This is a genomic window from Williamsia sp. Y853 (assembly GCF_056786495.1).
In genome coordinates this window covers 2,330,809-2,354,697 of record NZ_JBXCJC010000001.1, presented here as the reverse complement: position 1 = coordinate 2,354,697, position 23,889 = coordinate 2,330,809, and the positions used below count along the sequence as shown (strand labels likewise).

The 23,889-nt window shown below is 64.5% G+C and carries 24 protein-coding genes; 7 read left to right on the top strand and 17 right to left on the bottom strand.

Annotation, left to right across the window (positions count from 1 at the left end):
• Positions 1-21: 21 nt before the first annotated feature.
• On the top strand, positions 22-1,695 hold the full coding sequence (gene eccE / locus AC1TPF_RS10750) for a type VII secretion protein EccE (RefSeq protein WP_482135151.1): 1,674 nt from the start codon (positions 22-24) through the stop codon (positions 1,693-1,695).
• Here eccE and manA read toward each other — a convergent pair.
• The 3 genes from manA to AC1TPF_RS10735 all read right to left on the bottom strand — a co-directional run bounded on the left by manA (position 1,689) and on the right by AC1TPF_RS10735 (position 5,544).
• Complete coding sequence (manA, locus tag AC1TPF_RS10745; protein ID WP_482135152.1) at positions 1,689-2,921, bottom strand: mannose-6-phosphate isomerase, class I; 1,233 nt, start codon at positions 2,919-2,921, stop codon at positions 1,689-1,691. The two genes, eccE and manA, sit on opposite strands and share 7 nt — an antisense overlap.
• Complete coding sequence (locus AC1TPF_RS10740; protein WP_482135153.1) at positions 2,921-4,021, bottom strand: hypothetical protein; 1,101 nt, start codon at positions 4,019-4,021, stop codon at positions 2,921-2,923. Before AC1TPF_RS10740 ends, manA begins: the two co-directional genes overlap by 1 nt.
• A gap of 98 nt (positions 4,022-4,119) precedes the next feature.
• Positions 4,120-5,544 (bottom strand): phosphomannomutase/phosphoglucomutase, encoded by a 1,425-nt coding sequence (locus AC1TPF_RS10735; protein WP_482143797.1) that lies wholly within the window; start codon positions 5,542-5,544, stop codon positions 4,120-4,122.
• A gap of 98 nt (positions 5,545-5,642) precedes the next feature.
• Here AC1TPF_RS10735 and AC1TPF_RS10730 point away from each other — a divergent pair, with 98 nt between their 5' ends.
• Positions 5,643-6,860 (top strand): phosphatase PAP2 family protein, encoded by a 1,218-nt coding sequence (locus AC1TPF_RS10730; protein WP_482143795.1) that lies wholly within the window; start codon positions 5,643-5,645, stop codon positions 6,858-6,860.
• On the opposite strand, the gene AC1TPF_RS10725 is transcribed toward AC1TPF_RS10730, so the two are convergent.
• The gene (locus tag AC1TPF_RS10725; protein WP_482135156.1) at positions 6,781-7,206 is read right to left on the bottom strand and encodes a DUF3499 domain-containing protein; all 426 of its coding nucleotides are present in this window, start codon (positions 7,204-7,206) and stop codon (positions 6,781-6,783) included. The genes AC1TPF_RS10730 and AC1TPF_RS10725 overlap by 80 nt on opposite strands.
• Positions 7,207-7,281: 75 nt before the next feature.
• Between AC1TPF_RS10725 and AC1TPF_RS10720 the strand changes: the two genes are divergently transcribed.
• On the top strand, positions 7,282-7,788 hold the full coding sequence (locus AC1TPF_RS10720; RefSeq protein WP_482135157.1) for a metallopeptidase family protein: 507 nt from the start codon (positions 7,282-7,284) through the stop codon (positions 7,786-7,788).
• Between the two features lie 175 nt (positions 7,789-7,963).
• Here the strand turns inward: AC1TPF_RS10720 and AC1TPF_RS10715 are convergent, their stop codons facing one another.
• On the bottom strand, positions 7,964-8,197 hold the full coding sequence (locus AC1TPF_RS10715) for a WhiB family transcriptional regulator (RefSeq protein WP_482144079.1): 234 nt from the start codon (positions 8,195-8,197) through the stop codon (positions 7,964-7,966).
• 488 nt (positions 8,198-8,685) lie between these two features.
• Between AC1TPF_RS10715 and cofD the strand changes: the two genes are divergently transcribed.
• Genes cofD through AC1TPF_RS10700 form a run of 3 tightly spaced genes read left to right on the top strand, consistent with a single transcriptional unit; the run spans position 8,686 to position 11,631 of the window.
• Positions 8,686-9,708: a 2-phospho-L-lactate transferase gene (gene cofD, locus AC1TPF_RS10710; protein ID WP_482143794.1), complete on the top strand. Its 1,023-nt coding sequence runs from the start codon at positions 8,686-8,688 to the stop codon at positions 9,706-9,708.
• On the top strand, positions 9,701-11,068 hold the full coding sequence (locus AC1TPF_RS10705) for a coenzyme F420-0:L-glutamate ligase (RefSeq protein ID WP_482143792.1): 1,368 nt from the start codon (positions 9,701-9,703) through the stop codon (positions 11,066-11,068). Before cofD ends, AC1TPF_RS10705 begins: the two co-directional genes overlap by 8 nt.
• Positions 11,065-11,631 (top strand): NUDIX hydrolase, encoded by a 567-nt coding sequence (locus AC1TPF_RS10700; protein ID WP_482143791.1) that lies wholly within the window; start codon positions 11,065-11,067, stop codon positions 11,629-11,631. Before AC1TPF_RS10705 ends, AC1TPF_RS10700 begins: the two co-directional genes overlap by 4 nt.
• 25 nt (positions 11,632-11,656) lie before the next feature.
• On the opposite strand, the gene glgC is transcribed toward AC1TPF_RS10700, so the two are convergent.
• The gene (glgC, locus tag AC1TPF_RS10695) at positions 11,657-12,874 is read right to left on the bottom strand and encodes a glucose-1-phosphate adenylyltransferase (RefSeq protein ID WP_482135161.1); all 1,218 of its coding nucleotides are present in this window, start codon (positions 12,872-12,874) and stop codon (positions 11,657-11,659) included.
• A 158-nt stretch (positions 12,875-13,032) separates the two neighbouring features.
• Between glgC and glgA the strand changes: the two genes are divergently transcribed.
• Positions 13,033-14,202 (top strand): glycogen synthase, encoded by a 1,170-nt coding sequence (gene glgA / locus AC1TPF_RS10690; protein WP_482135162.1) that lies wholly within the window; start codon positions 13,033-13,035, stop codon positions 14,200-14,202.
• On the opposite strand, the gene AC1TPF_RS10685 is transcribed toward glgA, so the two are convergent.
• The 11 genes from AC1TPF_RS10685 to dapE all read right to left on the bottom strand — a co-directional run bounded on the left by AC1TPF_RS10685 (position 14,175) and on the right by dapE (position 23,786).
• Entirely contained in the window at positions 14,175-15,011 is an 837-nt protein-coding gene (locus AC1TPF_RS10685) for a putative RNA methyltransferase (protein WP_482143789.1), read from the bottom strand. The genes glgA and AC1TPF_RS10685 overlap by 28 nt on opposite strands.
• Before the next feature lie 41 nt (positions 15,012-15,052).
• On the bottom strand, positions 15,053-15,220 hold the full coding sequence (locus tag AC1TPF_RS10680; RefSeq protein WP_023963302.1) for a DUF3117 domain-containing protein: 168 nt from the start codon (positions 15,218-15,220) through the stop codon (positions 15,053-15,055).
• 131 nt (positions 15,221-15,351) lie between these two features.
• Positions 15,352-15,672, bottom strand: coding sequence for a DivIVA domain-containing protein (locus AC1TPF_RS10675; RefSeq protein WP_482135164.1), 321 nt, complete (start codon positions 15,670-15,672; stop codon positions 15,352-15,354).
• An 18-nt stretch (positions 15,673-15,690) separates the two neighbouring features.
• Positions 15,691-16,449, bottom strand: coding sequence for an acetoacetate decarboxylase family protein (locus AC1TPF_RS10670; protein WP_482135165.1), 759 nt, complete (start codon positions 16,447-16,449; stop codon positions 15,691-15,693).
• Complete coding sequence (locus AC1TPF_RS10665; RefSeq protein WP_482135166.1) at positions 16,446-17,345, bottom strand: SDR family oxidoreductase; 900 nt, start codon at positions 17,343-17,345, stop codon at positions 16,446-16,448. Before AC1TPF_RS10665 ends, AC1TPF_RS10670 begins: the two co-directional genes overlap by 4 nt.
• Positions 17,346-17,479: 134 nt before the next feature.
• A complete protein-coding gene (locus tag AC1TPF_RS10660) occupies positions 17,480-18,496 on the bottom strand; it encodes a glucosyl-3-phosphoglycerate synthase (RefSeq protein WP_482143787.1) in 1,017 nt (338 codons plus the stop codon).
• Positions 18,493-19,371, bottom strand: coding sequence for a dihydropteroate synthase (gene folP, locus AC1TPF_RS10655; protein ID WP_482143786.1), 879 nt, complete (start codon positions 19,369-19,371; stop codon positions 18,493-18,495). Before folP ends, AC1TPF_RS10660 begins: the two co-directional genes overlap by 4 nt.
• A 64-nt stretch (positions 19,372-19,435) precedes the next feature.
• Complete coding sequence (locus tag AC1TPF_RS10650; RefSeq protein ID WP_482144078.1) at positions 19,436-21,154, bottom strand: long-chain-acyl-CoA synthetase; 1,719 nt, start codon at positions 21,152-21,154, stop codon at positions 19,436-19,438.
• A 156-nt stretch (positions 21,155-21,310) separates the two neighbouring features.
• Positions 21,311-21,850 (bottom strand): LOG family protein, encoded by a 540-nt coding sequence (locus AC1TPF_RS10645; protein ID WP_482143784.1) that lies wholly within the window; start codon positions 21,848-21,850, stop codon positions 21,311-21,313.
• Positions 21,847-22,626: an LOG family protein gene (locus AC1TPF_RS10640; RefSeq protein ID WP_482143783.1), complete on the bottom strand. Its 780-nt coding sequence runs from the start codon at positions 22,624-22,626 to the stop codon at positions 21,847-21,849. Before AC1TPF_RS10640 ends, AC1TPF_RS10645 begins: the two co-directional genes overlap by 4 nt.
• Before the next feature lie 62 nt (positions 22,627-22,688).
• Complete coding sequence (gene dapE, locus AC1TPF_RS10635) at positions 22,689-23,786, bottom strand: succinyl-diaminopimelate desuccinylase (RefSeq protein WP_482144077.1); 1,098 nt, start codon at positions 23,784-23,786, stop codon at positions 22,689-22,691.
• Positions 23,787-23,889 lie beyond the last annotated feature (103 nt).

Sequence of the window (23,889 nt, the reverse complement as noted above, 5' to 3'; positions counted from 1 at the left end):
TCGACCATTGGATCGGGGCCGATGGCTGTGGGGGGATTCATGATTGTTGTGGTTGCGATCGAGCTGTTGATCGCAGGCGCGCTCGTGCTGTCATATGACAACGGCGCGCTGTGGTGGATTGCGCTGGTCGGCGCCGTTGTCCTGTCGGCGCTGTTGGTCGCATTGCCCGGCCGGACGTCGGTGGCACGGTTGTCGATGTTGCGGCTCGGCCTCTGGCGTCGCCGCCTGCTGCGCGGCTCCGAACCGGACGGATCGAAGCCGGATCAGGCACCATTCGACATCCCGGTTCCCGACGAGTCGCCCATCGGAGCCCGATGGGACGGCACCTCCCTGGTCACTGTCCTCCGGATCGACACACCGCCTCCGGCAATCGGACTGCTCGACCCCCGTGGATGCACCGGAATCCCTGGTGTCCCACTGTCTGCGCTCGCCGAGAGCGTTCGCCAGTTCGACATCGAACTCGAATCGATCGACGTCGTCAGCCATGGCATCCGGTCGCACGGCACCGGCCGCGTGGCGCAGGTCTACCTGCGCACACTGGGCCCGCTCCCGGCCACGGCCTACCGATCGGTCCTCGTGGTCCTGCGACTCGATCCCTCCCGGTGCCCGGAGGCGGTCGCCCGCCGCGGCGGCGGATCCGAAGGCGCGCTGCGCACCGCGATCGTCGCCACCCGCCGGGTCGCCAACCGGATCGGTGGTCGCGGACTGTCCGCGACCGCATTGACCGCAGCGGAGATCACCTCCGCAACAACCCAACTCGCCCATGGCGCCGGCGGTGCAGAGGTGTCCGAGAGCTGGGAGTCGGTCTCGATCGGCCGGTTACAGATGTCAACATTTGCGGTCTCGCCCGAACACCTCACGTCCGCGCTGGACGCGGTGTGGGCGGTCCCGTCGGTGTCGACGACCGTCACGTCGCGACTTCGTTCGACACCGGACGGAGAAATCTCGCTACGCACCCTGGTCAGGTTCAACGCCCTGGCCCCCGAAGGAACCCAGCGCGGCGGGCAACCCCAGATCGCCGGGCTGCTCCCCCTCCATGGCCGCCAGCGCGCCGCCCTCGCCGCCAGCCTGCCCGTCGGTGCCGCCGACCGCCTGCCCCCGATCGCCGAACACACCATCTCCGGTGACGATCTGGCGCAGGTCTTTCTGGCCGCAGCCGGATGTGGCCAGCTCATCGGGGCCGACCACAGTGGACGCGCGGTGGCGGTCGACCTACTGGGCGGCCGACCGCATCGGGTCTCGATCGCCGGCGGGTTGCACCTGGCCCAGCAGGTCCTGCTGCGCGCGATCGGTGTCGGCGCCCGGGTACTGATCTACAGCGACCGCCCCACTGACTGGCAGCAGTTCGTCACGGCGGTAGGCGATCCCGGGCTCGTGGCGCTGGCCGGTGGACGGGTCTTCCCGGGGCATTTCACCGTGGCGATGTTCGACGGCCTGACCCCGACCACTGTCGATGCATCGACGATCATCTCGTTGGCACCTCCCGGAACCCACACCGAAGCCGCCGACGTCAGGCTTGTCCAGAATCATGCTGCACCCCAGGACATCTGGATCTCGACACCCGGAGGCTCGGCGATGGTCACCATGGTCGCAACGGGCGATGAGATCAGCTTCATCGGTAGCAGCCTGCCCTCGACCAACGGCGCCCCGGTGCCCGGCCGGCATACTGCTGCCGGGGCCTCCCCGGTCTACTGAACAGGGACCAGGGCTCGGAAGAACACGCTCCGCGCGCTGGCCGCATGCACCACGACGTCGGGATCACTGTCGGCAAGCCAGACCGCGTGTCCTTGCGGGACCAACAGACTGGTGCCTGTCCCCCTCAATTCGATCGCACCGGACGTACACAGCAGGATCTGCGGCCCGGGGACGTCGAACAGGATCGATGACGGCTTGCGAATGCCGGTGCCGTCGAGTTCCACCATCGAAAGCCGGAACTCCGAAATCGGTGTCTGATAGATCAATTCGGCATTGAGGGTGCGCAGCGTCGGGGTGACGTCGGACGCGGTAACCGGCGTGAAATCGAGCACCCGGAGCAACTCGGGCACGTCCACATGCTTGGGGGTCAGTCCACCACGCAGGACGTTGTCGGAGTTGGCCATCACCTCGACAGCGGTCCCACCCAGGTAGGCGTGCAGATTGCCCGCAGGCAGGAACAGGCCCTCGCCCGGACGCAGCGAAATCCGGTTGAGCAGCAATACCGCCAGCACGCCGGAGTCGGCCGGGTAACTCTCGCCGATCTCCAAAAATGTTCGAACCTCGGCCCCGAAGTGGCCGTTGCCGTCCGAGAGATAGCGGATGGCTCCGTCGAGTACCGCCGGGATCAGGGTTGTCAGCGCCGATTCCGGAAGCGTGATCCAGGTGGTGAACAACGCCCGCAATCCTTGCGAATCAGGTTGTCCCGCCAGCATTCCCAGGTACGCGTCGAGCTCGGGCACCTGTAGCGCCCGCAGCAGGTCGACGGTTTCGCCGACATCGCGGAAACCCGCCAGCGCCTCGAAATCGGTGATGGCCACAACCAATTCGGGCTTGTGGTTGTCATCCCGGTAATTGCGGTGCGGCGCACCGACCTCGATCCCCTGGGCATTCTCCCTGGCGAATCCGTCTTTTGCCTGCTCCAGACTGGGATGCGCCTGCAACGACAAGGGCTCTTCTGCCGCAAGGATTTTCATCAGGAACGGTAGTCGCCCCTGGTACCTGTCAGTACACGCCGCACCGAGCTGACCCCGCGGGTCGGCATCGACCACGTCGAGCAGGGTTTCACCCTCTGCCCCACCGTCGACCGGTGCCGGAGCCGCCGGATGTGCACCGAACCAGAGTTCGGCCTCCGGATGCGGGCTCGGCGTTGGCAACCCCCGAAGCTCTGCCAGCGCAGTTCGCGAACCCCAGGCGTATGGCCTGATCACACCGTCGAGCAGGTGCATCAGTGGCTGCCCACCAGCCGCAGGTACGCACCGGCCATATCGGCGCGTAACGCGAGAATCATCAGAGGCACAAGGTCTTCCATACCCGATGCCCGGCCCGTTGGCTCGGCGGTTGACTGCTCGGCAGGCCCGCTCGTCCGGATGTCGACATCGGCCAGCGATGCGGTGCGCCGACGGAGCAACCATTCCCGATCCGGGGTGGTCAGCAACTGCACACGAACAGGTTCGCTCGGTATCGGACCATCGATCGCAGCGTCATGAAATATGGGATCGTAGTCAGCCGGCATGGTGCCACCGTACCCCGCCAGCAATGCGCCCGCAGCGAGTACTTCGCCCAGATCCGTTGCGGTACTGACCACTCCGGCACCTGCGAAAACCGTCCGCGACGCATGAACCGCGACAACCATCCCGGCTGCCGTATCCCCTGTCCACACCGTTCTACGATCCGCAACACGAACCGCCAGTTCCTTTGCCGCGTTGTGGAACAGCTCATGTCCGGGATGGTTTCCGGCAGCTTCGGAATCCAACTCGTCGGCCATCGCCGCCAGATCCGGATGCCTGCCCTCGAACCGCACCGCACGCAACCCGTCGAGCACCGCGAACATCGCCGCCACATAGTGCGCGAACCGATACGGCGCAGGGACATGTACGCGCGGTGACAGATCCACCACCGGACCGGACAATGCCTCGCGCAACGGTCCCTCGACCGGCCCGGCGACGACGACCTCGGCGCGGCGCCTGCCCGCCCGGGTCGCCGCATCTGCCAAACGAGGATCACCGGCGTCGTCCCCGGCGATCACCACCACATCCAGCGGCCCGATCCAGGACGGCACCGCTCCGCACTTGATCAGTGGGACATCGATGTGCGGGCCTGCCAGTGCCATCACGAGATCCACGGCCCGACCGGAAGTGCCGTCACCACAGACCACGACCACTGCGCGGGGCAGCAGTCGTTCGAGCGGCTCGAGCACACCTTCGGCCCGGGCCGCGGCCATCGCGCGACACTGGGCACCGGCCAAGGCCGAAGCCGGCAGCAGGCCATCGACGTCGGCGTCGAGCAGCGCGGCGACGTCGTCGATTTCAGGCGCTCCGGTCAACATGGCTCCAGCCTAGTGCCGCGAGTCGAAAGTTTCTTGCAGGTATCCGGTCGAACGCCGGAGACAGCAATAGGACTTTCGACTCGCGGCAGTAGTGGTCATCAGCCCCGAACGACCCCCAGGATTCGTTCGGTCAGTGCATTGACCCGCTCGGTCGTCGCGGCCTCGACATTGAGCCGCAGCAGCGGTTCGGTGTTCGACGCCCTCAGGTTGAACCACGAACCGTCGGTGAGATCGACAGTCACACCGTCCATCTGCGTCGTACCGGCGACCTCGTCGGCAAAATCGGCCAGCACCGCTGCCGTACGCGCTGCCTGATCGTCGACGGTCGAGTTGATCTCACCGGAACTGGCGTAGCGCTCATACCGGGCCATCATCTTCGACAACGGCTGATCCGACGCCCCCAGCGCCGCGAGCACATGCATCGCCGCGAGCAGGCCCGAATCAGCACCCCAGAAGTCCCGGAAGTAGTAATGGGCCGAATGCTCACCACCGAAAACCGCACCGGTTTCCGCCATCTGCGCCTTGATGAACGAATGACCAACTCGGGTCACCAGTGGCTCGCCACCCAGCTCGCGGACGAGTTCAGGGACCGCCCGGGAGGTGATCAGGTTGTGGATGACGATGCTGCCGGGGTGCTTCGCGAGTTCACGCTCGGCCACCAACGCCGTCACTGCGGACGGAGACACCGGATCTCCCAGTTCATCGACCACAAAGCAACGGTCGGCGTCACCGTCGAAGGCCAGGCCTATGTCCGCGCCGGTCTCCTTCACGTAGGCCTGCAGATCCACCAGATTCTTGGGATCGAGCGGATTGGCTTCATGGTTGGGGAATGTTCCATCGAGCTCGAAGTACAGTGAACGCACGGTGAACTCCTCGGAACCACCCAGGACCACCGGAACTGTGTGACCACCCATGCCATTGCCCGCATCCACGGCGACTGTCAAATGCCGCAGACCGGAAAGATCGACGAGCTTGTGCAGAAACGCCGCATAGTCCTTCAACACGTCGCGTTCGTCCAGCACGCCCCTCGCGAGGGGCGTGCTTGCATCGCCGTCGGGTCCTTCGACCAATTCACGCGAGATGGTCGCCAGCCCACTGTCCTGGCCCACCGGCTTTGCGCCGGCCCGGCACAGCTTGATCCCGTTGTAGCTCGCCGGATTGTGGCTTGCGGTGAACATCGCGCCCGGCCGGTCGAGATCTCCGGAGGCGAAGTAGAGCTGATCGGTGGACGCCAGGCCGATCAGGGTCACGTCGAGTCCCTCGTCCAGGGCACCGTCAGCAAACGCCGCAGCGAGTTCGGGGGACGACTCCCGCATGTCGTGTCCGACCACCAGCGCCGATTGGCCCTCGCTCTTCATCAGACGTGCGAACGACCCACCCACAGCGCGGACGAAATGGACATCGATCTGCTCTCCGACAAGCCCTCGAACGTCGTAGGCCTTGATGACGGCACTCACCAGCTCGCGGCTGAAGAGTTGCGCGGGACGATCCACGGATTGGCTCCTTCTATGTCGGTACAGCATCACGATCTTGCATACACACGATGGCCGGTGCGACCGTTCACTGACGATCGGACCGTGCCACCGGCTGGGTCGGTCGACAACGGGGTCAACGCCTAATCATGACCGATCTACACAGCCCGAAGACCGACGCCCCTCCAACATCTTGGTACTCCCGGCTGCGTTTCGCTGAGTTCAAAGCTGCCCGCCTCGGCGCGGAGCGATTGAATCTGGTGCTGATCCGGCGCGTGACCGTGACGATCTGGGCGCTGACGCTGCTCGTCATGCTCGGCACCCGGACCATGTCTTTTGGTCGGTCCTACGTGCTCGTCGCAATGGCCATCGGCCTGGCTGCCGCGTCCATCGGCAGGCGCAACCTGCTGTCGGTGATCCGCGACTGGCTGCCGTTCGGTGTATTGCTCGCGGTGTATGACTCCACGCGCGGTCTCGCGGCATTCCTCGGTATGCCCACCCAGTGGCATTTCGCGGTCGACGCGGACCGCTGGATGTTCCATGTGGTGCCGACCGTGTGGCTGCAAGAACACCTCAAGATGGCCGACGCCCAGTGGTGGGAGGTGTTCACGAGCTTTGTGTACATGTCCTACTTCATCGTTCCCTACGCGGTCGCCGGTTTCCTCTGGCTCCGCGACCGTTTGCAGTGGCGCCGATTCGCCTTGCGGCTCATCATGATCTTCTTCCTTGGTCTGATCGGCTACGTGCTGGTACCCGCGGCTCCCCCATGGGCCGCTGCCAAGTGCACCTCGGCCGAGTTGGTCGGCGGGCCGGCCTTCCCGCATTGCATCACCACACCCGAACAGATCGTGCCCGACAACATCCTCGGTCAGGTGGAGCCCGAACACGAAGGTGCTGCCCCCTACATCGAGCGGATCTCCAGCCGCGGCTGGGACGTGCTGCACATCGGTCCGGTACGGGACGTGATCGAGGTCGGACAGGACAAGTCCAATCAGGTCGCCGCGATCCCGTCACTGCACGCCGGGGTCACCGCGTTGCTCGCGATGTTCATGTGGGGCCGGACAAGAGCGTTCGGGCGCACCATCTTCACCGGCTACGCGCTGGTGATGGCGTTCACCCTGGTGTACTCCGCCGAGCACTACGTGATCGACCTGATTTTCGGGTGGGGTCTGGCCACGTTCGTGATGGTGATCTGCCACTACGGCGAAAAGGCCTGGGACAGGCGCAAAGGACGCGGTTCGGAGAACATCACCGAACCGCCGGTGGCCGAACCGAAGACGGTGGAGCTCAGTCCACGGGATCAGGCAACACTCGGAGGTGTCCACGTCGACCCGGTCGCGGGCGCGGAAGCGGGTCGGGACCGCTGACCGGGGTCTGCGCCCGGCTCAGATGAGGTGCAGAGTCGGCGCTGGGCACGGCGGACACGTGCGAGACAAGGGAGCCACCAGAGGCTTCGCGAACGGCCTCGGCCAGCGCCGTCAGATCGTCCTCATCACGTCCCGGCGCGGCGAATCCACCCGCGCTGCGCAGCATCTCCCAGCCACGCGGAACGGTGATCCGGGTCGCATGGGTATCGCACAGATCCCACGAGTGGGGTTCGGGAGACGTCGCCAACGGCCCGACCACCGCGGTCGAATCTGAATACACAAAAGTCAGCGTCGCGACCGCCGGGTTGGCGCAGACGGGCCTGGAACACTGACGTGGAAGCCTCACGGGTGGAAGATTATCCCTATCCCCCGGCGGGTCGAAGTAGGACACACCGCACAGACCTGCCTAGACTTGCGACTTATGGCACCCATTCGTCCTCCGCTGGTCCGACCACGGCGTCGACGATCGGTTCGAGGCGTCCCCCGGGTCCGCGATCGTCGTGGTCGCGGCCTGCGATCATCCCTGCTCCCGGTCCATGTGCCGGCGTGGACGAGCCGGTCCCAGTCGTTTGATGCGGTGGTTCTGGAAGCCTTTGCCGAGATCGATGCCCGCTGGCACGACCGGCTCACCGGACTGGACATCGCAGTCGACGAGGTCCCGCGGATGCTTCCCCGGGATCCCGACACCGTGCAGTGGCCCGCCGAGGTCACCGCCGACGGCCCGATCCCGCTGGCCCGACTGATCCCACCGGGCATGGACGCGGACGGCCGGGCGACCAAGGCCCGCATCCTGCTGTTCCGGCGACCGCTCGAGAGTCGCGCCAAGAAGGGCGCAGACCTGTTGGACCTGCTCCACGAGGTACTCGTGCAGCAGGTTGCCGCGCACCTCGGCGTCGACGAAGACACAATCGACCCGCCGCCCCAATAGGGACAACGGGTCGCCATGTGCCATATCCGTGACCAGGGGTCACGGCGTGCAGAAATTGTCTTGCAAGTGGTTTTGTACTGAAAAATCCTGTGCCGCAACAGTTCACACTGCGCAGCCATCCCCTGTTATCACCCCGTCGAACATCACCGACGATCGGTGACCGAACCCCGCCAAACTAGACGATGCCGCGCTTGATGCGCCGGCGCTCACGCTCCGACAAGCCGCCCCAGATGCCGAACCGCTCATCCTTGTACAGCGCGTACTCGAGACACTCCGCGCGTACCTCGCACCCCTGGCAGATCCGCTTTGCCTCGCGGGTCGAGCCACCCTTTTCAGGGAAGAATGCTTCGGGATCGGTTTGGGCACAGAGCGCCCGGTCCTGCCACTGATCTTCGACGAAGTCGAACATGTCGTCGAATGCAGTGGTGACCAAGCTCAGTCTGGGACGTTCGTTCTGACGGTCCTCGGGTGCGTTCAATTGCGAATCGACTTGCGGTTCAAGGCTGTTGGTAGCCATGTGTTCCAGAGCCATCGCCCCGCCTCCTCATCTGGACTTCGAATTGTGCAGTTGGTCAGTCATATTCGAACAAGTGATCGATTCCTATGCCCCGCAACAATTCTCGTTGTCAAAACTGGGAATGACACTGATGTGATTAGACACGGTTTTGGGGGTCCAGGTCAAGCCGCGAGCGAAATTGCTTTACCACCCCATCGGGTGATTCCTGAGCCTCGACACGGCGTGATGACCAAAAAGACACTCGTCACGATTCGAACAGTTCGAACGCCGCACAACCGCTGTGGCCGACCCACTCGATGCTACGTGCCCTCAGCGGCGATGCGGGAGCGATAGCGGCGGGCAATCCGAGTCCAGGGGAGGAAGAACTAGGGTGGTTCCTTGTGAAGGTGACCGTTCTTGTTGGTGGCGTCGGTGGCGCCCGATTTTTGCAGGGTGTTCGCGAACTCCTTGGACACACGTCGTTCCCCGACGTTTTAGCGGAGGGTCGACCTCCCTCGGAACATGAAGTGACGGCGGTGGTCAACGTCGGCGACGACGCCTGGATGCACGGCGTGCGCATCTGCCCGGACCTCGACACCTGCATGTACACCCTCGGCGACGGCATCGACACCGATCGCGGGTGGGGCCGACGCGCCGAGACCTGGCATGCCAAAGAAGAACTGGCCGCCTACGGCGCCGACCCCGACTGGTTCGGGCTCGGTGACCGCGACCTGGCCACCCACCTGATCCGCACGCAGATGCTCGACGCCGGATACCGGCTCAGCGACATCACCGCGGCCCTGAGCAAGCGGTGGGATCCGGGCGTACGTCTACTGCCCGCCACCGATGACCGACACGAGACCCATGTGGTCGTCACGCGTACGAGCGCGATCGGGACCGAGGTGTCGGAAGAGAAGGTGGCGATCCACTTTCAAGAATGGTGGGTTCGCCACCGCGCACAGATCCCGACACACGGGTTCGCGCAGGTGGGTTCCGACGATGCCAAGGCCGCTCCCGGGGTGCTCGCGGCGATCGCCGAGGCCGACATCATCCTGTTCGCCCCGTCGAATCCCGTGGTCAGCGTCGGCGCCATCCTCTCGGTGCCGGGCATCCGCGGAGCCCTGCGCACCGCATCGGCACCGGTTGTCGGCATCTCCCCCATCATCGGCACCAGCCCGCTGCGCGGCATGGCCGATGAATGCCTGTCGGTGATCGGCGTCGAGACGACCGCCGAAGCCGTCGGCAGGCACTACGGCGCCCGCAGCGCCAACGGTGTGCTCGACGGCTGGCTCATCGCGCCCGGCGACACCGCCGACGTCCCCGGCGTGAAAGTCGCATCGGTGCCACTGTTGATGACCGATCCCGCCACCACCGCGCAGATGGTCCGCGACGCCTGCGATCTGGTGGGTGTGTCGTATGAGTGAGTCACCGCAGACCGCGCCGCAGGATCATGCCGCACCGGGCAGCATCGAGATCATCCCCATCCCGGGTCTGCCCCGGTTCAGCCCAGGCGATGATCTCGCCGCGGCGCTGGCCGAGGCCGCCGGATGGATCCGTGACGGCGACATCCTGGTCGTCACGAGCAAGATCATCTCGAAGATCGAGGGCCGCATGGTCCCGGCGCCCACCGATCCCGACGAACGGGACGCCGCGCGCCGGGCTCTGGTCGACTCCGAGGCCGTCCGGGTGGTCGCGCGCAAGAACCGCACGTTGATCACCGAGAACAAACTCGGCATCATCCAGGCGGCCTCCGGCGTAGACGGATCGAATGTCGGCAGCGACGAATTGGCATTACTCCCGGTCGATCCCGACGCCAGTGCGGCCGCCCTACGGGCGTCACTGCGTGAGCGGCTCGGCGTAAACGTGGCTGTGTTGATCACGGACACGATGGGACGCGCGTGGCGCATCGGACAGACCGATGCCGCAATCGGGGCCGCAGGAATCGCAGTCACGCACCCTTACGAGGGGGCGGTCGACGAGTACGGGAACCCACTCATCGTCAGCGAGATCGCGGTCGCCGATGAACTGGCCGCCGCAGCCGACCTGGTCAAGGGCAAACTCGGTGAGATTCCGGTGGCCGTCGTCCGCGGGCTGGACCCTCGCGAAAATGGGACCACGGCAAGGGATCTCGTACGTCCAGGTGAGGAAGACCTGTTCTGGCTCGGCACCGCCGAGGCCCTCGATCTCGGGCGCAGGCAGGCATTGTTGTTGCGACGGTCGGTGCGCACCTACACCGACGAGCGGGTTCCGGAGCAGATCATGCGGGCCGCTTTTGCCGAGGCGCTGACCGCACCGGCGCCGCACCACAGTCACCCGGTGCGGTTCATCTGGCTACGCGACGATGCTCGCCGCATCGCACTACTCGATGCGATGGCCCGCCGCTGGCGTGAGCATCTGACCGACGACGGCAAAACCGATGAGTCGATCGGCAAGCGCGTGGCCCGCGGCCAATTGCTCTACACCGCACCCGAAGTGGTGATCCCGGTCCTGACCGGCGACGGCCGTCACGACTACCCCGACGATGAGCGCACAGCGGCCGAGCACACCATGTTCACCGTGGCAGGCGGCGCCGCGGTCCAGGGTCTGCTGGTCGCGCTCGCAACACGGTCGGTGGGTAGCTGCTGGGTGGGGTCGACGATCTTCGCTCCCGAAGTCGTCCGCAGCGAGCTCGACCTGCCTGCCGACTGGGAGCCGCTGGGCGCCGTCGCGATCGGCTATCCCACCGACCCCACCGACCGGCCCCGCCCGGCCGCGGCCATCGATTCACTGGTGGTGGAACTGTGAGCGGAAAAACCCTGCACGCCTCGGCCACCGACCTCCTCACCCGCTGGCAAACACCTGATCCACACCAGGATTCGCTGCGGCACACGATTCTGGCGTTTCTGGCGGCCGCCCCCGACGGGTGTCTGCGTGAATCCGCTGCCGGCCACATCACCGCTTCGACGATCGTCTTCAACTCGGCGCGCACCCACGCACTGCTGACGCTGCATCCGCGGGTCGGCAAGTGGATCCAGCTCGGTGGTCATTGCGAAGAGGGCGACACCACTATCACCGACGCGGCCACCCGCGAGGCCCGGGAAGAATCCGGTATAGGCGACCTGCAGGTCATCGATGAGCTGGTGCAGATCCACACCCACCCGATCACCTGTTCACTCGGCGTTCCGACCCGGCATCTGGATCTGCGTTTCGCGGCGTTCGCCGACGACCTGCCGGATGGCTCACTGCCCGAGTTCGTCCAGAGCGACGAATCGGTCGACCTGGCGTGGTGGCCGATCGACGCGCTGCCGGACAACACCGAACTTCCGGCGATACCGGAGCTCATCACCGCGGCCCTGAACCGGTTCTGACCGCCCGACCCACGGGTCCTGCGGATCAGACCCTGATCCCTTTTCCGATCGCGACCACGCCGCCGGCGCTGAACGCGAAACGTTCGCGGTCGCGTTGTTCGTCGACGCCGACGATCTCGCCGTCGGTGACCACAACGTTCTTGTCCAGGATGGCTTTTCGGACCACTGCGCCTTTGCCGATCCGAACACCAGGCATCAGCACACTGCCTTCGACGGTGGCGCCGTCCTCGATGATGACGTTGGAACTGAGCACCGAGTTGCGGACGGTGGCGGCGGAGATGATGCTGCCTGCCCCGACCATCGACTCCTGTGCGAGTCCGCCCTGCACGAACTTCGCAGGTGCCACCAGGTAATCGGCCGACCCGTGGATGGGCCAGCGCCGGTTGTACAGGTTGAAGATCGGGTGCACCGAGACCAAGTCCATGTGCGCGTCGTAGAACGCGTCGAGGGTTCCGACGTCGCGCCAGTACCCACGATCCCGGTCGGTCGCGCCGGGTACCTGATTGTCTTTGAAGTCGTAGACGAACGCCTCACCACGCGCGACGAACGCCGGGATGATGTCGCCGCCCATGTCGTGATCGGAGTCGCTGTTGTCGGCGTCGAGCTTGATGGCCCTGACCAGAGCGTCGGCAGTGAAGACATAGTTGCCCATGGACGCAAACGTGGCGTCGGGGTCGTCGGGGGTGCCGGGCGGATTCTCGGGCTTCTCGAGGAACCCGGTGATCTTGCCGCTGTCATCGGAATCGATGCATCCGAACGCGGTCGCCTCATCACGCGGGACCCGGATTCCGGCAACCGTGCACTCCGCACCGGAGGCGATGTGCGCCTCCACCATCTGCTCCGGATCCATCCGGTAGACGTGATCGGCACCGAAGACCACGATGTAGTCGGGTTGCTCGTCATAGACCAGGTTCAACGACTGGAAGATCGCGTCGGCGCTACCGGTGTACCACCGTGGACCGAGCCGCTGCTGGGCCGGGACCGGCGTGATGTATTCACCGTTGAAACCGGACGGCCGCCACGTCTGGGAGATGTGCCGGTCGAGTGAATGCGACTTGTACTGGGTGAGCACACAAAGCCGCGAATACCCGGCGTTGACGAGGTTGCTGAGCACAAAATCGATCAGACGATATCCGCCACCGAAGGGGACGGCAGGCTTGGCGCGGTCCATCGTCAGGGGAAAGAGCCGTTTGCCCTCGCCGCCCGCAAGAACGATCCCAAGGACGTGGCGCTGAGAAATCACCCTCTCAACCTATCCGCCAACCGACTGTGCGGCCATAGAGAGGTGCAGATCTTTTCGAAATCGTTTGGCCCCACCTGATTACACTTGTCGGCCCCGGGCTCTGTGATCTTTCCTGCCACCGATGGCGTACCTCTGTCCACCCGGCTAGCGTCAAGGTCATGCGCGTGGCAATGATGACCAGGGAATATCCGCCTGAGGTATACGGCGGGGCCGGAGTTCACGTCACCGAACTGGTCCGGCACATGCGCACGCTGGCCACCGTCGACGTGCACTGCATGGGTGCGCAGCGCCCCGGCGCCGAAGTCCACGGCGTCGATCCGGCGCTGATCGGCGCCAATCCGGCCATCACCACACTGTCATCGGATCTGCGGATGGCGGTTGCCGCCGAAGGCGCTCAGGTCGCGCACTCCCACACCTGGTACACGGGTCTGGCCGGACATCTCGCCGCGCAATTGCACGGAATACCCCATGTACTGACGGCACATTCACTGGAGCCACGGCGGCCGTGGAAAGCCGAACAACTCGGCGGCGGATATCGGGTGTCGAGTTGGGTCGAGAAGAACGCCATCGAGTACGCCGACGCCGTGATCGCGGTGAGTTCGGGTATGCGCATCGATGTCTGCGACGCCTATCCTCGCCTGGATCCGGAAAACGTGCACGTGGTTCGCAACGGCATCGACACCGAGAACTGGCACCCGGTGGATCCGGCGGAATCGGATGCCGCACTGGCCGCGCTCGGTGTGGATCCACATCGTCCGATTGCGGCGTTCGTCGGCCGGATCACGCGACAGAAGGGGGTGCGCCATCTGGTCGCGGCCGCCCATCACATGGACCCCGATCTGCAGCTCGTCCTGTGCGCCGGCGCACCCGACACCCCTGAGATCGGGGCCGAGATCGCCGCGGCCGTGGAACAACTCTCGCAGGCACGCTCGGGGGTGTTCTGGATCCGGGAGATGCTGCCCACCGACAAGATCCGCGAAATACTCTCTGCAGCAACAGTTTTTGTCTGTCCATCGATTTACGAACCGCTGGGCATCGTGAACCTGGAGGCCATGGCCTGCGGGACTGCGGTGGTCGCCTCGGATGTCGGCGGGATTCCCGAGGTGGTGCGTGACGAAATCACCGGCCTGCTGGTGCACTACGACGAAGACAGAACCCGCGACTTCGAACGAGATCTCGCCCATGCAGTCAACCGGGTGATCGCCGATCCCGAACTGGCCCGGTCGATGGGTGAGGCAGGACGAGCGCGTGCGATTGCCGACTTCTCCTGGGATTCGATCGCCGAGCAGACCCTGCGGATCTACGAATCCGTCTGCAAGACCGTCTGATACACCGCAACGGTCACCGACGCGGTGACTGTCACCGGATCGGGCAACGCGGCCAATTTCGTATCGACATCGGCCCTGGTGAGGTGAAAGGCCGACGGGCCCATCAGCACCACGTCCGCGACGTCGTCGTGCGTGAGTTCGATCTGGTATTCCACAAGCGATCGGTCGGTGCGGACGAAATGCCCGGACATGCTGTTGCCGATACGTTCCGACTTGTCCTTGTCGACGCCGATCATCCCGACCTCCGACACCAATTCACCCAGGTGCCGGGGCGTCGGGGACACAACCACCAACATTCCGCCCTGGCGCAGTACCCGCGCGAACTCGGAGACGTTTCGGGGCGAAAAGACCGACAACGCAACGTCGATCGAGTCATCTGCGATCGGAAACCGCTGCCATCCGTCGGCCACCACGGCTCCGATGGAATCGGATAGACGACTCAGCTGACGTGCAGCCGATTTGGAAAGATCAAGTCCCACACCGCGTCCGCCACAAGCTTTGACGGCGGCGGCTAGATAGTGGCCGGTGCCGGCACCGACGTCGAGAATTGTTGCCGCCGGAATGCATTGCCGCGCGACGGCCGACATGATCGGATCGAAGAATCCTTTGTCGAGGAATCGGGTTCGCGCGGCCAGCATGTCGGTGGTGTCTGAGCGAAAATTGCTACCGGCCCCGCCCAACAGAGTGACGTACCCCTGTCGAGCGAGGTCGAAGCTATGACCCGCCGGGCACCACAGGGTGCGGTCGGCGAGTTCTAGCGATCCTCGGCATACCGGGCAACTCAACAGATCGACCACAGTGGTCAACACGCGTTCGATCGTCTCCTTCAGTTGCCTTTACGGCGTGGTACTCAGGCGGTCACCCCGCGCAATTCTTCACCAAGTGCTGCCGCCTCGTCCGAGGTCAGCTCGACAACCAGTCGGCCACCGCCCTCGATGGGGATGCGAACAACGATTCCTCGCCCCTCCTTGGTTGCTTCAAGGGGACCGTCCCCGGTCCGTGGCTTCATCGCCGCCATTTCTGCTCCCTTCAGATTCGCTGCCGCAGTCGGCGTCGAGTCTGATCTTATTAGGTCGATGCCAGTGTTTGCTGACACCGCATGTTTTCGGTGCTGCGTGGTCGCGCTCCATACTACGGACCACGGAGCCGTTATTCTTCCCGTTGCGCAGGGCTTTCGGCCTCTTCACGAGCTTGAAGATCGTGCAGTGCGTTTCGGAGCTCGTCGATTTCACGCGCGAGTTTCTCGAGCGCCCAGTCGACCTCACCGGTTTTGTAGCCACGGGTCACCTGTGCAAAGCGCAGTGACCGCACGTCCTCACCGGTGATTCCGGCTCGGGGTAAACGGGTCAGGGTGGTCCCCCGCTCCAGCGGGGGAAGATCCTCCGAACGACCGAATACCAACCAGACGACGGCGAACACCACACCGATCACCACAACCATGATCAGCAGGTACAGCAGAAGTGTCAGCACGTCATCCACTATTCCAGGTCATCCGAGGTGGTGTCGCGGGCCGCTACGCTCCTGGGCATTCTCGAAGGTCATCTCGATGTGACCGACCGACGAAGTCATCAGCGCATGCCGACCCAGCTGCAGCTGCCGTAGCTCGTCTGCGATCGGATGTGATCCGAGTTGCAGCCTCGCACCCCCGGGCCGGGTTCGCGTATCAGCGGTCCGATTGAGCACCCAGGGCGTCTCGCGCGTCACACCGCCGATGTGCGAGTACGCCCGAAGCACCGCCGTCGCATCGGAATCCGGAACCTTGAACCCCGGCTGGACCGTGAGCGCGACAATCAGTTTTCCCGCTTCACTCACGGCACCCCGCTTCGTTGCCGACGAATGGTCGACGTCGAAGTCTGCCAACGTTTTCGGAAAACCCCAGATCGCACGGCCTGCGGCGAGTGTGAAGTCTCCGTCGACCGGGAGACGATGCACCAGGGCGCGGGCCTGCCCGGTCGCCAGCGCCCGGAGATTTCCCAAAATTGTCGACTGCCCGGGCGTGTCGGGATCCTCGAGCAGCATGCACACCCCAAACTCGTTGTACGGGCCGAGATCTCCGTCCACATAGTCGACGAATACCAGCATGCACATCGTCCTACCCGGCCTGACCTGCATCACCCGGAGCCCGGTGTCGTCGATCATCGCCTGTGCCGCAACGGCAGACGCTGTGAACCCGGCCACAAAACAGCTCGCATGACGGATCCGGACCGGCATCTGCACCTCGGTACCGAGCACCTCATACGTCGTCATGAGGTCACCGCACTTTCAGAATTGGTCGAGCTCCGCTCCGCTTCGTCTCCTGAAGCGGTCGAAACTTCGACGACGCCACGCAATCCTTCAGTGCCGAAGAGTGGTTCGAGCATCGAACTGAAGTCTGGCCCACGACGCAACATCTGGCCACCGTCGACGTTGATCACCTGGCCGGTGATCCAGGTCGATTCGGCGCCGAGCAAGAACAGAGCCAGCCCGGCGACGTCCTCGACCTCGCCCACCCGCTGCAGCGGCGTACTGATCCGATAGTCCTCACTGAGTGCGGGATCCTGTGTGACGAGCCCGACGAGCTCGGTCCGCGTCAATCCGGGGCGGATGCCGTTGACGCGAACATTGCTCGCGCCCAATTCGTCTGCGGCCAACGCGACCAGATGATCGACCCCGGACTTGGTGACCCCGTAGGCACCGAACCATCGGTGCGTATTGCTCGCAGCGATCGACGAGATCGCGACGATGGAACCGCCACCGCCCCGAACAAGTTCGCGCGCACCGTGTTTGATTGTGTACATCGTGCCGTTCAGATTGAGGTCGACGGTTCGCTTCCAGGCCTCGGTGTCCATCTGGGTGATCGGCCCGATGGTCTCGCTGCCACCGGCACAGGCGACGATCCCGTCGAGGCGGCCGGTGCGTTGTGTTGCCGCGGCCACCGCCCCGGCGACCTGCTCCTCGGACGTGATGTCCGCGGGGTGCGCGAACACGGCGCCGTTTTCGGCGCCCGCGTTGAGCGTGGCGGCCACCCTCTCGAGGCGCTCGGCGCCGCGGCCGACGATGGTGACCTGCGCACCGCGCTCGCAGAGCAGTGCTGCGATCCCCTCGCCGATCCCGCTGCCACCACCGGTGACCAGAACTGATTTACCCACCATTGAATCCGACATCGACCCACTCCCCGTAGAACTAGAACATGTTCTAACTACGGTAGCTGGCTCAGCCGGCAAACGAGCCACATACACGAAGACGAGCCACGTAATGCGGCTCGTCTTCGTAGTACTGGCTCGTCTTGTGGGCGACGCTATGAGGCCCGGCGACTGCGGACAGGGACCCGTGGGCGCAGCGTGTTCATCGCAGGCCGATCGGTCAGGTGGACATCGGTGGTCTTCGGGATGAAGGTGCCATCGGGCTGGATCTTGAACTGTGTCAGACCCACGCCGGAATCGACGATCCCGCAGCGACCCATCAACGTGCCGACGATCTGACGGCTCATCACTCCGAGCTCGACCAGTGGACGATTGCGGTGTGTCCGAACGCCCAGGTTCACCTGGCCGATACCCGCCATGCCGTAACGGTCGTAGGTGTCGACCAGCAGGCCGATCTCCACGCCGTAGCCCGGCGCGAACGGCACCGCACACAACAACTCGCGGGTGCCTGCGTACTCCCCGCCCAGCGGCTGCAGCACCGCGGTCAGTTCGGGTTTGAACGAGGCCAGCAGCGGACGGGCGACGAGTTCGGTGACCCGCCCACCCCCATTGGCGTCCTCACCCGTTCCGGTGCGCAGCGGGCGACGGTAGAACCCCTTCACCAACTGGATCTCGGGGTTGATGAGAAGTGGTCCGAGCAGCTTGGGTACGAACATCGGATCGGGATCGATCAGATCGGAGTCGACAAATGCGATCAGGTCGCCGGTGGTCGCGGCCAGCGAGCGCCAGAGCACCTCTCCTTTGCCACGCACGGGCTCGATCTCCGGGACCGCTTCTTCCCGGCTGACCACCCGGGCACCGGCGGCAGTCGCCCGCTCAGCGGTGGCATCGGTGGATCCGGAGTCGAGCACGATCAGCTCGTCGACGAGGGTGCCGACCAGCGGGCGAATCGAGGCGATCACGTCCGCGACGGTGTCTTCTTCGTTCAATGCCGGCAGTACAACCGACACGGTGCGGCCGTTCTTGGCCGCGATAAGTTCCTCGACGGTCCAATCCGGACGGTCCCAACTGTGGTCGGCGGCCCAGCGGGCCGAAGGTGAGTCCTGCGGTGCCGATGCGATCGGCGACCATGCACGTTCGGTTTTTCCGGTGACTTGCTTCCCAGCGGTCATGCCAAACCCCTTACTGTTCGGGCAGGTGGCCTGGTGCCCACTATCGCGGCCACCATGTCGACCACCCTTCGTGTAGCGGCTACCTCATGAACGCGAAACACCCGGGCCCCCGAGGAGGCTGCCAGTGCCGTCGCGGCCAGAGTCCCCTCCAACCGATCTTCCAGGCCTACACCCAGAGTCTCCCCTACAAAATCCTTGTTGCTGAGCGCCATCAGGACAGGCCAACCGGTATTAACGAGAACGTTCACGTGACGTAACAAAGCGAGCCCGTGATGGGTATTTTTCCCAAAATCGTGAGTCGGATCAATAAGAATCGAATCGCGATTCACGCCGGCCGCAAGTGCTCGATCGGCGGCGCCGGTCACCTCGGCGAGGACGTCGGCCACCACATCGGGGTACCGCACGCGGTGCGGGCGGGTGCGCGGAACCGCGCCCCCGGTGTGGGAGCAGACGATCCCGACGGACAGTTCCGCTGCCACCGACACCAGATCGGGGTCGGCTCCAGCCCACGTGTCATTGATCAGGTCCGCGCCTGCCGCAACCGCCTCGCGGGCCACGTCGGCCCGCCACGTGTCGACGCTGATGATGAGGCCGGGATGAGCGTCGCGGATCCAGGCGATCATCGGCAGCACGCGCCGAATCTCTTCTGCGGCGTCCACGAGGTCGCCCGGACCGGCCTTGACACCCCCGATGTCGGCGATGTCGGCGCCCTCGGCGACCACCTGATCGACCCGCGACTTGGCGGCGTCGTCGGTGAAGCTCGCGCCACGGTCATAGAACGAGTCCGGAGTGCGGTTGACGATGGCCATCACCAGCGCGCGATCGGTGGCGACCGGACGGCCACACAGAGTCGGTGACACCGCAGCCTCCGACATCGGTGCCCCCGATATCGGTGTCCCGGGCAGGCCGGAACCCGCCCCAGCATCACTGGGACGCAAGCTAGCCTCTGGGTACTTTCGCTCCGGCGACATCATTTGGATAGTCATCGTAGAACTTGACATACCCTTCGCCGCGTCCGGTCAAAACATAGAGATCGTCATCGCCCACGTCGGTGAATCCCTGCTCACGAAGCTCGACCTTCCGGTTCTTGAAGGTCGACGTCTGTTCGAGTTCCGGCACGACCCGCATGAACAGCGGAATCGCATACGACGGCAACTGCTCGTACAGATAGGCGCCCAATTCCTTCGGGTCGAGTTCCGCGCCGTCACGCAGGGTGATGGCCGCCATCCCGGCTTTGCCATCGCAGCCCGGGACCTCGACGCCGTAGACCACCACGTGCTCGATCGAGCTGACGCCACCAAGTGCGGCCTCGATCTCGGTGGTGGCCACGTTCTCACCCTTCCAGCGGAAGGTGTCGCCGAGACGGTCGACGAATGCGATGTGACTCATCCCGAGGTCGCGGACCAGATCACCGGAGTTGAACCAGCGATCCCCGGATTTGAAGGCATTGGTGATGATCTTCTTGTTCGAAGCGTCGGAGTCGGTGTACCCGTCGAACGGAACCTTGGAAGAGATTTCCGAGATCAGCAGGCCCGCTTCGCCTTTGGCAACCTTGGTCAACCGGCCCTTCGCATCCTGCGCGGGTTCACCGGTTTCGTGATCGTATTCGACGATCTTGAAGGGCAGCGGACAGAACCCGGCCGTCCGGTCGATGTTGAAGACATTGATGAAGGCCAGGTTCAGCTCTGAGGCGCCGTAGAACTCGACCACCCGCTCGATCCTGAAACGCTTGGCGAAGTCGTCCCAGATCTCCGCGCGCATGCCGTTGCCGACAATGGTCTTGATCCCGTTGGTGGCGTCGGTGGGTTTCTCCGGCTGCGCCAACAGGTAACGGCACAACTCGCCGATGTAGCAGAACGCGGTGGCCCGGTTGAGTTCGACATCGTCCCAGAAGCCCGAGGCCGAAAACGACTTGCCGATCGCCAGGCAGGCACCAGAGGCCAGCACCGATGACAGCGCGACCGTCAGCGCATTGTTGTGATAGAGCGGCAGCGGCGAGTACATCGTGTCGGTGTGCCGCAGGCGGACGCCCATCCCGCCGATACCGTCCATGCTCGTCATCCAACGGTAGTGCGACATGATGCTGGCCTTCGGCAAACCCGTTGTGCCGGAGGTGAAGATGTAAAAAGCCTTGGTCGACGCCGGGAGCTCGGCCGTGATCTCGGGGTTGCTCTCATTCAAACCCTCGGATTGCGCATCGAGTTCGGTGAAGTCGACTGTGACGGAGGGTAGTTGCGCCTCGTCGACCGAATCGAGCACGTCGGCAACCTGCGGGTCGACCACCAGCACGACCGCATCCAGGATCCCAACGCTGTGGGACAGGACCTGCCCGCGCTGGTTGTAGTTGAGCATCCCGGCGACAGCGCCGAGTTTCACCGTCGCCAGCATCACCATCAATGTCTGCGGATGGTTCTTGGCCAGGACCCCGACCACATCGCCGACACCGACACCTTTGCGGGAGAGGAAGTCTGCGTACCGATTGATCTGACGGTTTGCCTCACCGTAGGTGATCGATGCGCCCTCGAACCGGACGAAGGGACGGTCCGGGTGCTTGGCGACCACCTTGTTGAAGACCGAGCCGATGGTGTCCTGCGCCTTCGGCCGTCGCAGAACCAGACCCGGCGCGTGCCGGATGACGCCAGGAAGATCCGGGACCATCGCCAGTGCCCCCTTGGCCACGTCGACTAGTCCAACACTGGTCCGGTTCTCGCTGACCACATAAGCTCCGATGCTCGTGATTTGTCCTGGGCCCAACTGTCGGGGTGCTCGCTGAACTATCACGGTAGGACCCCCGGTGATGAAGGTTACAGATAATCAGAGATGAATCGCACAACCTGCCAGGGCCTCGGTCACCGTTGTGGTCCGCACCAATCGGTTCAGCGCTGATCTCGAGACAAACCCCGGTTCGATCAGTGTCTCCAGCCAGCCGAGCAGCGGCGCGTAGTGACCGTCGGGATCGAGGAGTACCACCGGTTTGGTGTGCATCCCGAGGTAGCCGGCGGTCCAGGTTTCGAACAGCTCTTCCAGCGTGCCGATGCCACCGGGCAGCGTGATGAAGGCGTCGGCTTTGTCCTCCATCAGCTGTTTGCGCTGGCGCATCGTGTCGGTGACCACCAATTCGTCGGCGTCGACATCTGCTACTTCCCTCTCCACCAGAGCCTTTGGGATGATCCCGATGGTGTGTCCACCGGCAGCGCGGGTGGCATGGGCAACCGCACCCATCATCGAGACGTTGCCACCACCGGAGACCAGGGTGTGCCCGCCTGCACCGAGTGCGGTGCCAAGTTCGGTGGCCAGCGCCAGATGGTGGTCGGCGACCGGGCCGGATGCGCAGTACACACAGATCGCGCTCATGTCGGGTCCTCCGGGATGCCGGCCTGCTTCTGCACCTCGTGCTCCCGCTGCCGCGACGCCATGACGATCTCCACCGCTTCGGCGACGGAATCGGTCACCTGCAGCAATTCGACGTCCGCCGCGGACACAAAGCCCTGTTCGGTCAGCGTTCCCTTGATCCAGTCGAGCAGTGGACCCCAGAATTCGGTGCCCAGCAACACGATCGGGAACTGGGTGACCTTCCGGGTCTGCACCAATGTGAGAGCCTCGAACAGCTCGTCGAGCGTGCCGAAGCCGCCCGGCAGACAGATGAAGGCCTTCGCATACTTCACGAACATCGTCTTGCGGACAAAGAAGTATCGGAAGTTGACCCCGAGATCGACCCATTCGTTCAGCACCTGTTCGAACGGGAGCTCGATGCCCAGACCGATGGACAGTCCGCCGCCCTCGCAGGCGCCCCGGTTGACCGCCTCCATCAGGCCCGGTCCACCTCCGGTGATCACCGGATATCCGGCCTCGGCCAGAGCTGCACCGAGTTCACGGCCCAGGTTGTAGTACGGGGTGTCGCGCGCGGTGCGGGCCGACCCGAACACCGTGACGGCCGGCGGCACCGTCGACATGTTGTCGAAACCCTCGACGAACTCGGACTGGATCCGCAGCACCCGCCAAGGGTCACGAGCAGAGTCCGCCGACCTCAGCAAACGCTGGTCGGTGGTCTGGGTCAGCGCGTGCGGATCTTCACGGATCCGCGCCGCGCCGCGATAACTCAACCGGGTGTCGCGATCGGGAGGTGCCATGACAAAGACGCTAGCAATGTGCAATGTACCGCGCCCGACAGGCAACCCCGGCGCAGCAGACCTCAGCCGAGCAGATATCGCCGCAAGATGTCGGTGACCTCGGTGATCTGCGCGGTGGGCACCCGCTCGTCGCGCTTGTGCGCGAGGTTCGGGTCACCGGGCCCGAGATTGACCGCCGGGATACCCAGCGCCGAGAACCGCGAGACATCGGTCCATCCGTACTTCGCCCGGAACCGGCCGCCCGCCGCATCGACAAGCTTCGCAGCCGCCGGATTCGACAAACCGGGCAGCGCACCGCCTGCAGCATCGGTGATCTCGAACGTGACGGCGCCGGAATCGATTGCGGCGGCGAAGACTTCACGAACATGCGCCGTGGCCTGTTCCACCGAGCGGTCCGGCGCGAACCGGAAATTGACGTCCACGCTCGCTGCGTCGGGCACCACGTTGCCTGCGACTCCGCCGTCGACGCGAACCGCGGACAGACCCTCGCGATATTCGCATCCGTCGATGTCGACCCAGCGCGGCGTGTAGTCGGCCATCGTCTGCAGTACCGACCCGAGTTTGTGAATGGCGTTGTCCCCCAACCACGAACGGGCCGAGTGCGCGCGGGTGCCCGATGCGGTCAGCCGGGCCCGCAAGGTGCCCTGGCAGCCGGCCTCGATCTGACCGGCCGTCGGCTCACCGAGGATCGCTACGTCGCCCGCGAGCCAGTCGGGTAGTTCGCGTTCGATGAATCCCAGGCCGTTGTACTTGGCCGCGATCTCCTCGCAGTCGTAGAAGATCAGCGTGAGGTCGGCGGTTGGTTCGTCGAGCGTGGCCGCCAGATGCAAGAAGACCGCGTCGCCGGATTTCATGTCGACGGTTCCGCAGCCGTGGAGCACATCGCCTTCGGGGCTGTCGCGCTCGCGCCGGCTCGGCACGTTGTCGGCGATGGGCACGGTGTCGAGGTGACCGGCCAGCACCACGCGCCGATCGAGACCGCGGTTCGTACGCGCCAAAACGCAGTTGCCGTGGCGTAGCACCTCAAAACCCTTGGTCTGCTCTCGCAGCGCCGCCTCGACGGCATCGGCAATCGCAGCCTCGTCGTGGCTTTCACTGGCGATGTCGACAAGCGCTGCAGTCAGTTCGATCGGATCGGCATGCAGGTCCAAGGCTGAGATGGTCACGGTGAACACCGTAGTCGCCGACCCGTGGCGGTCACGAGTCCCCCGATGTCCGAAATGTTCATGACCCGTCACCGGGGGCACGGATAACGTCGGTGAC

What these genes read in the sequence shown, in the direction of transcription:
- AC1TPF_RS10650 (WP_482144078.1), bottom strand. Translation starts at nt 21,154, where the DNA reads ATGGTCCCGGATCTTCCTGGCGTCATCCGGCACGCGCCGGGTCTGGTT.
- eccE (WP_482135151.1), top strand. Translation starts at nt 22, where the DNA reads ATGGCTGTGGGGGGATTCATGATTGTTGTGGTTGCGATCGAGCTGTTG.
- AC1TPF_RS10740 (WP_482135153.1), bottom strand. Translation starts at nt 4,021, where the DNA reads ATGTTGACCGGAGCGCCTGAAATCGACGACGTCGCCGCGCTGCTCGAC.
- AC1TPF_RS10665 (WP_482135166.1), bottom strand. Translation starts at nt 17,345, where the DNA reads ATGTCGGATTCAATGGTGGGTAAATCAGTTCTGGTCACCGGTGGTGGC.
- AC1TPF_RS10670 (WP_482135165.1), bottom strand. Translation starts at nt 16,449, where the DNA reads ATGACGACGTATGAGGTGCTCGGTACCGAGGTGCAGATGCCGGTCCGG.
- AC1TPF_RS10735 (WP_482143797.1), bottom strand. Translation starts at nt 5,544, where the DNA reads ATGCTGTACCGACATAGAAGGAGCCAATCCGTGGATCGTCCCGCGCAA.
- AC1TPF_RS10645 (WP_482143784.1), bottom strand. Translation starts at nt 21,850, where the DNA reads ATGAGCGCGATCTGTGTGTACTGCGCATCCGGCCCGGTCGCCGACCAC.
- AC1TPF_RS10705 (WP_482143792.1), top strand. Translation starts at nt 9,701, where the DNA reads ATGAGTGAGTCACCGCAGACCGCGCCGCAGGATCATGCCGCACCGGGC.
- glgA (WP_482135162.1), top strand. Translation starts at nt 13,033, where the DNA reads ATGCGCGTGGCAATGATGACCAGGGAATATCCGCCTGAGGTATACGGC.
- manA (WP_482135152.1), bottom strand. Translation starts at nt 2,921, where the DNA reads ATGCACCTGCTCGACGGTGTGATCAGGCCATACGCCTGGGGTTCGCGA.
- folP (WP_482143786.1), bottom strand. Translation starts at nt 19,371, where the DNA reads ATGTCGGAGGCTGCGGTGTCACCGACTCTGTGTGGCCGTCCGGTCGCC.
- AC1TPF_RS10660 (WP_482143787.1), bottom strand. Translation starts at nt 18,496, where the DNA reads ATGACCGCTGGGAAGCAAGTCACCGGAAAAACCGAACGTGCATGGTCG.
- AC1TPF_RS10640 (WP_482143783.1), bottom strand. Translation starts at nt 22,626, where the DNA reads ATGGCACCTCCCGATCGCGACACCCGGTTGAGTTATCGCGGCGCGGCG.
- AC1TPF_RS10715 (WP_482144079.1), bottom strand. Translation starts at nt 8,197, where the DNA reads ATGTTCGACTTCGTCGAAGATCAGTGGCAGGACCGGGCGCTCTGTGCC.
- AC1TPF_RS10680 (WP_023963302.1), bottom strand. Translation starts at nt 15,220, where the DNA reads ATGGCGGCGATGAAGCCACGGACCGGGGACGGTCCCCTTGAAGCAACC.
- AC1TPF_RS10720 (WP_482135157.1), top strand. Translation starts at nt 7,282, where the DNA reads ATGGCACCCATTCGTCCTCCGCTGGTCCGACCACGGCGTCGACGATCG.
- AC1TPF_RS10730 (WP_482143795.1), top strand. Translation starts at nt 5,643, where the DNA reads ATGACCGATCTACACAGCCCGAAGACCGACGCCCCTCCAACATCTTGG.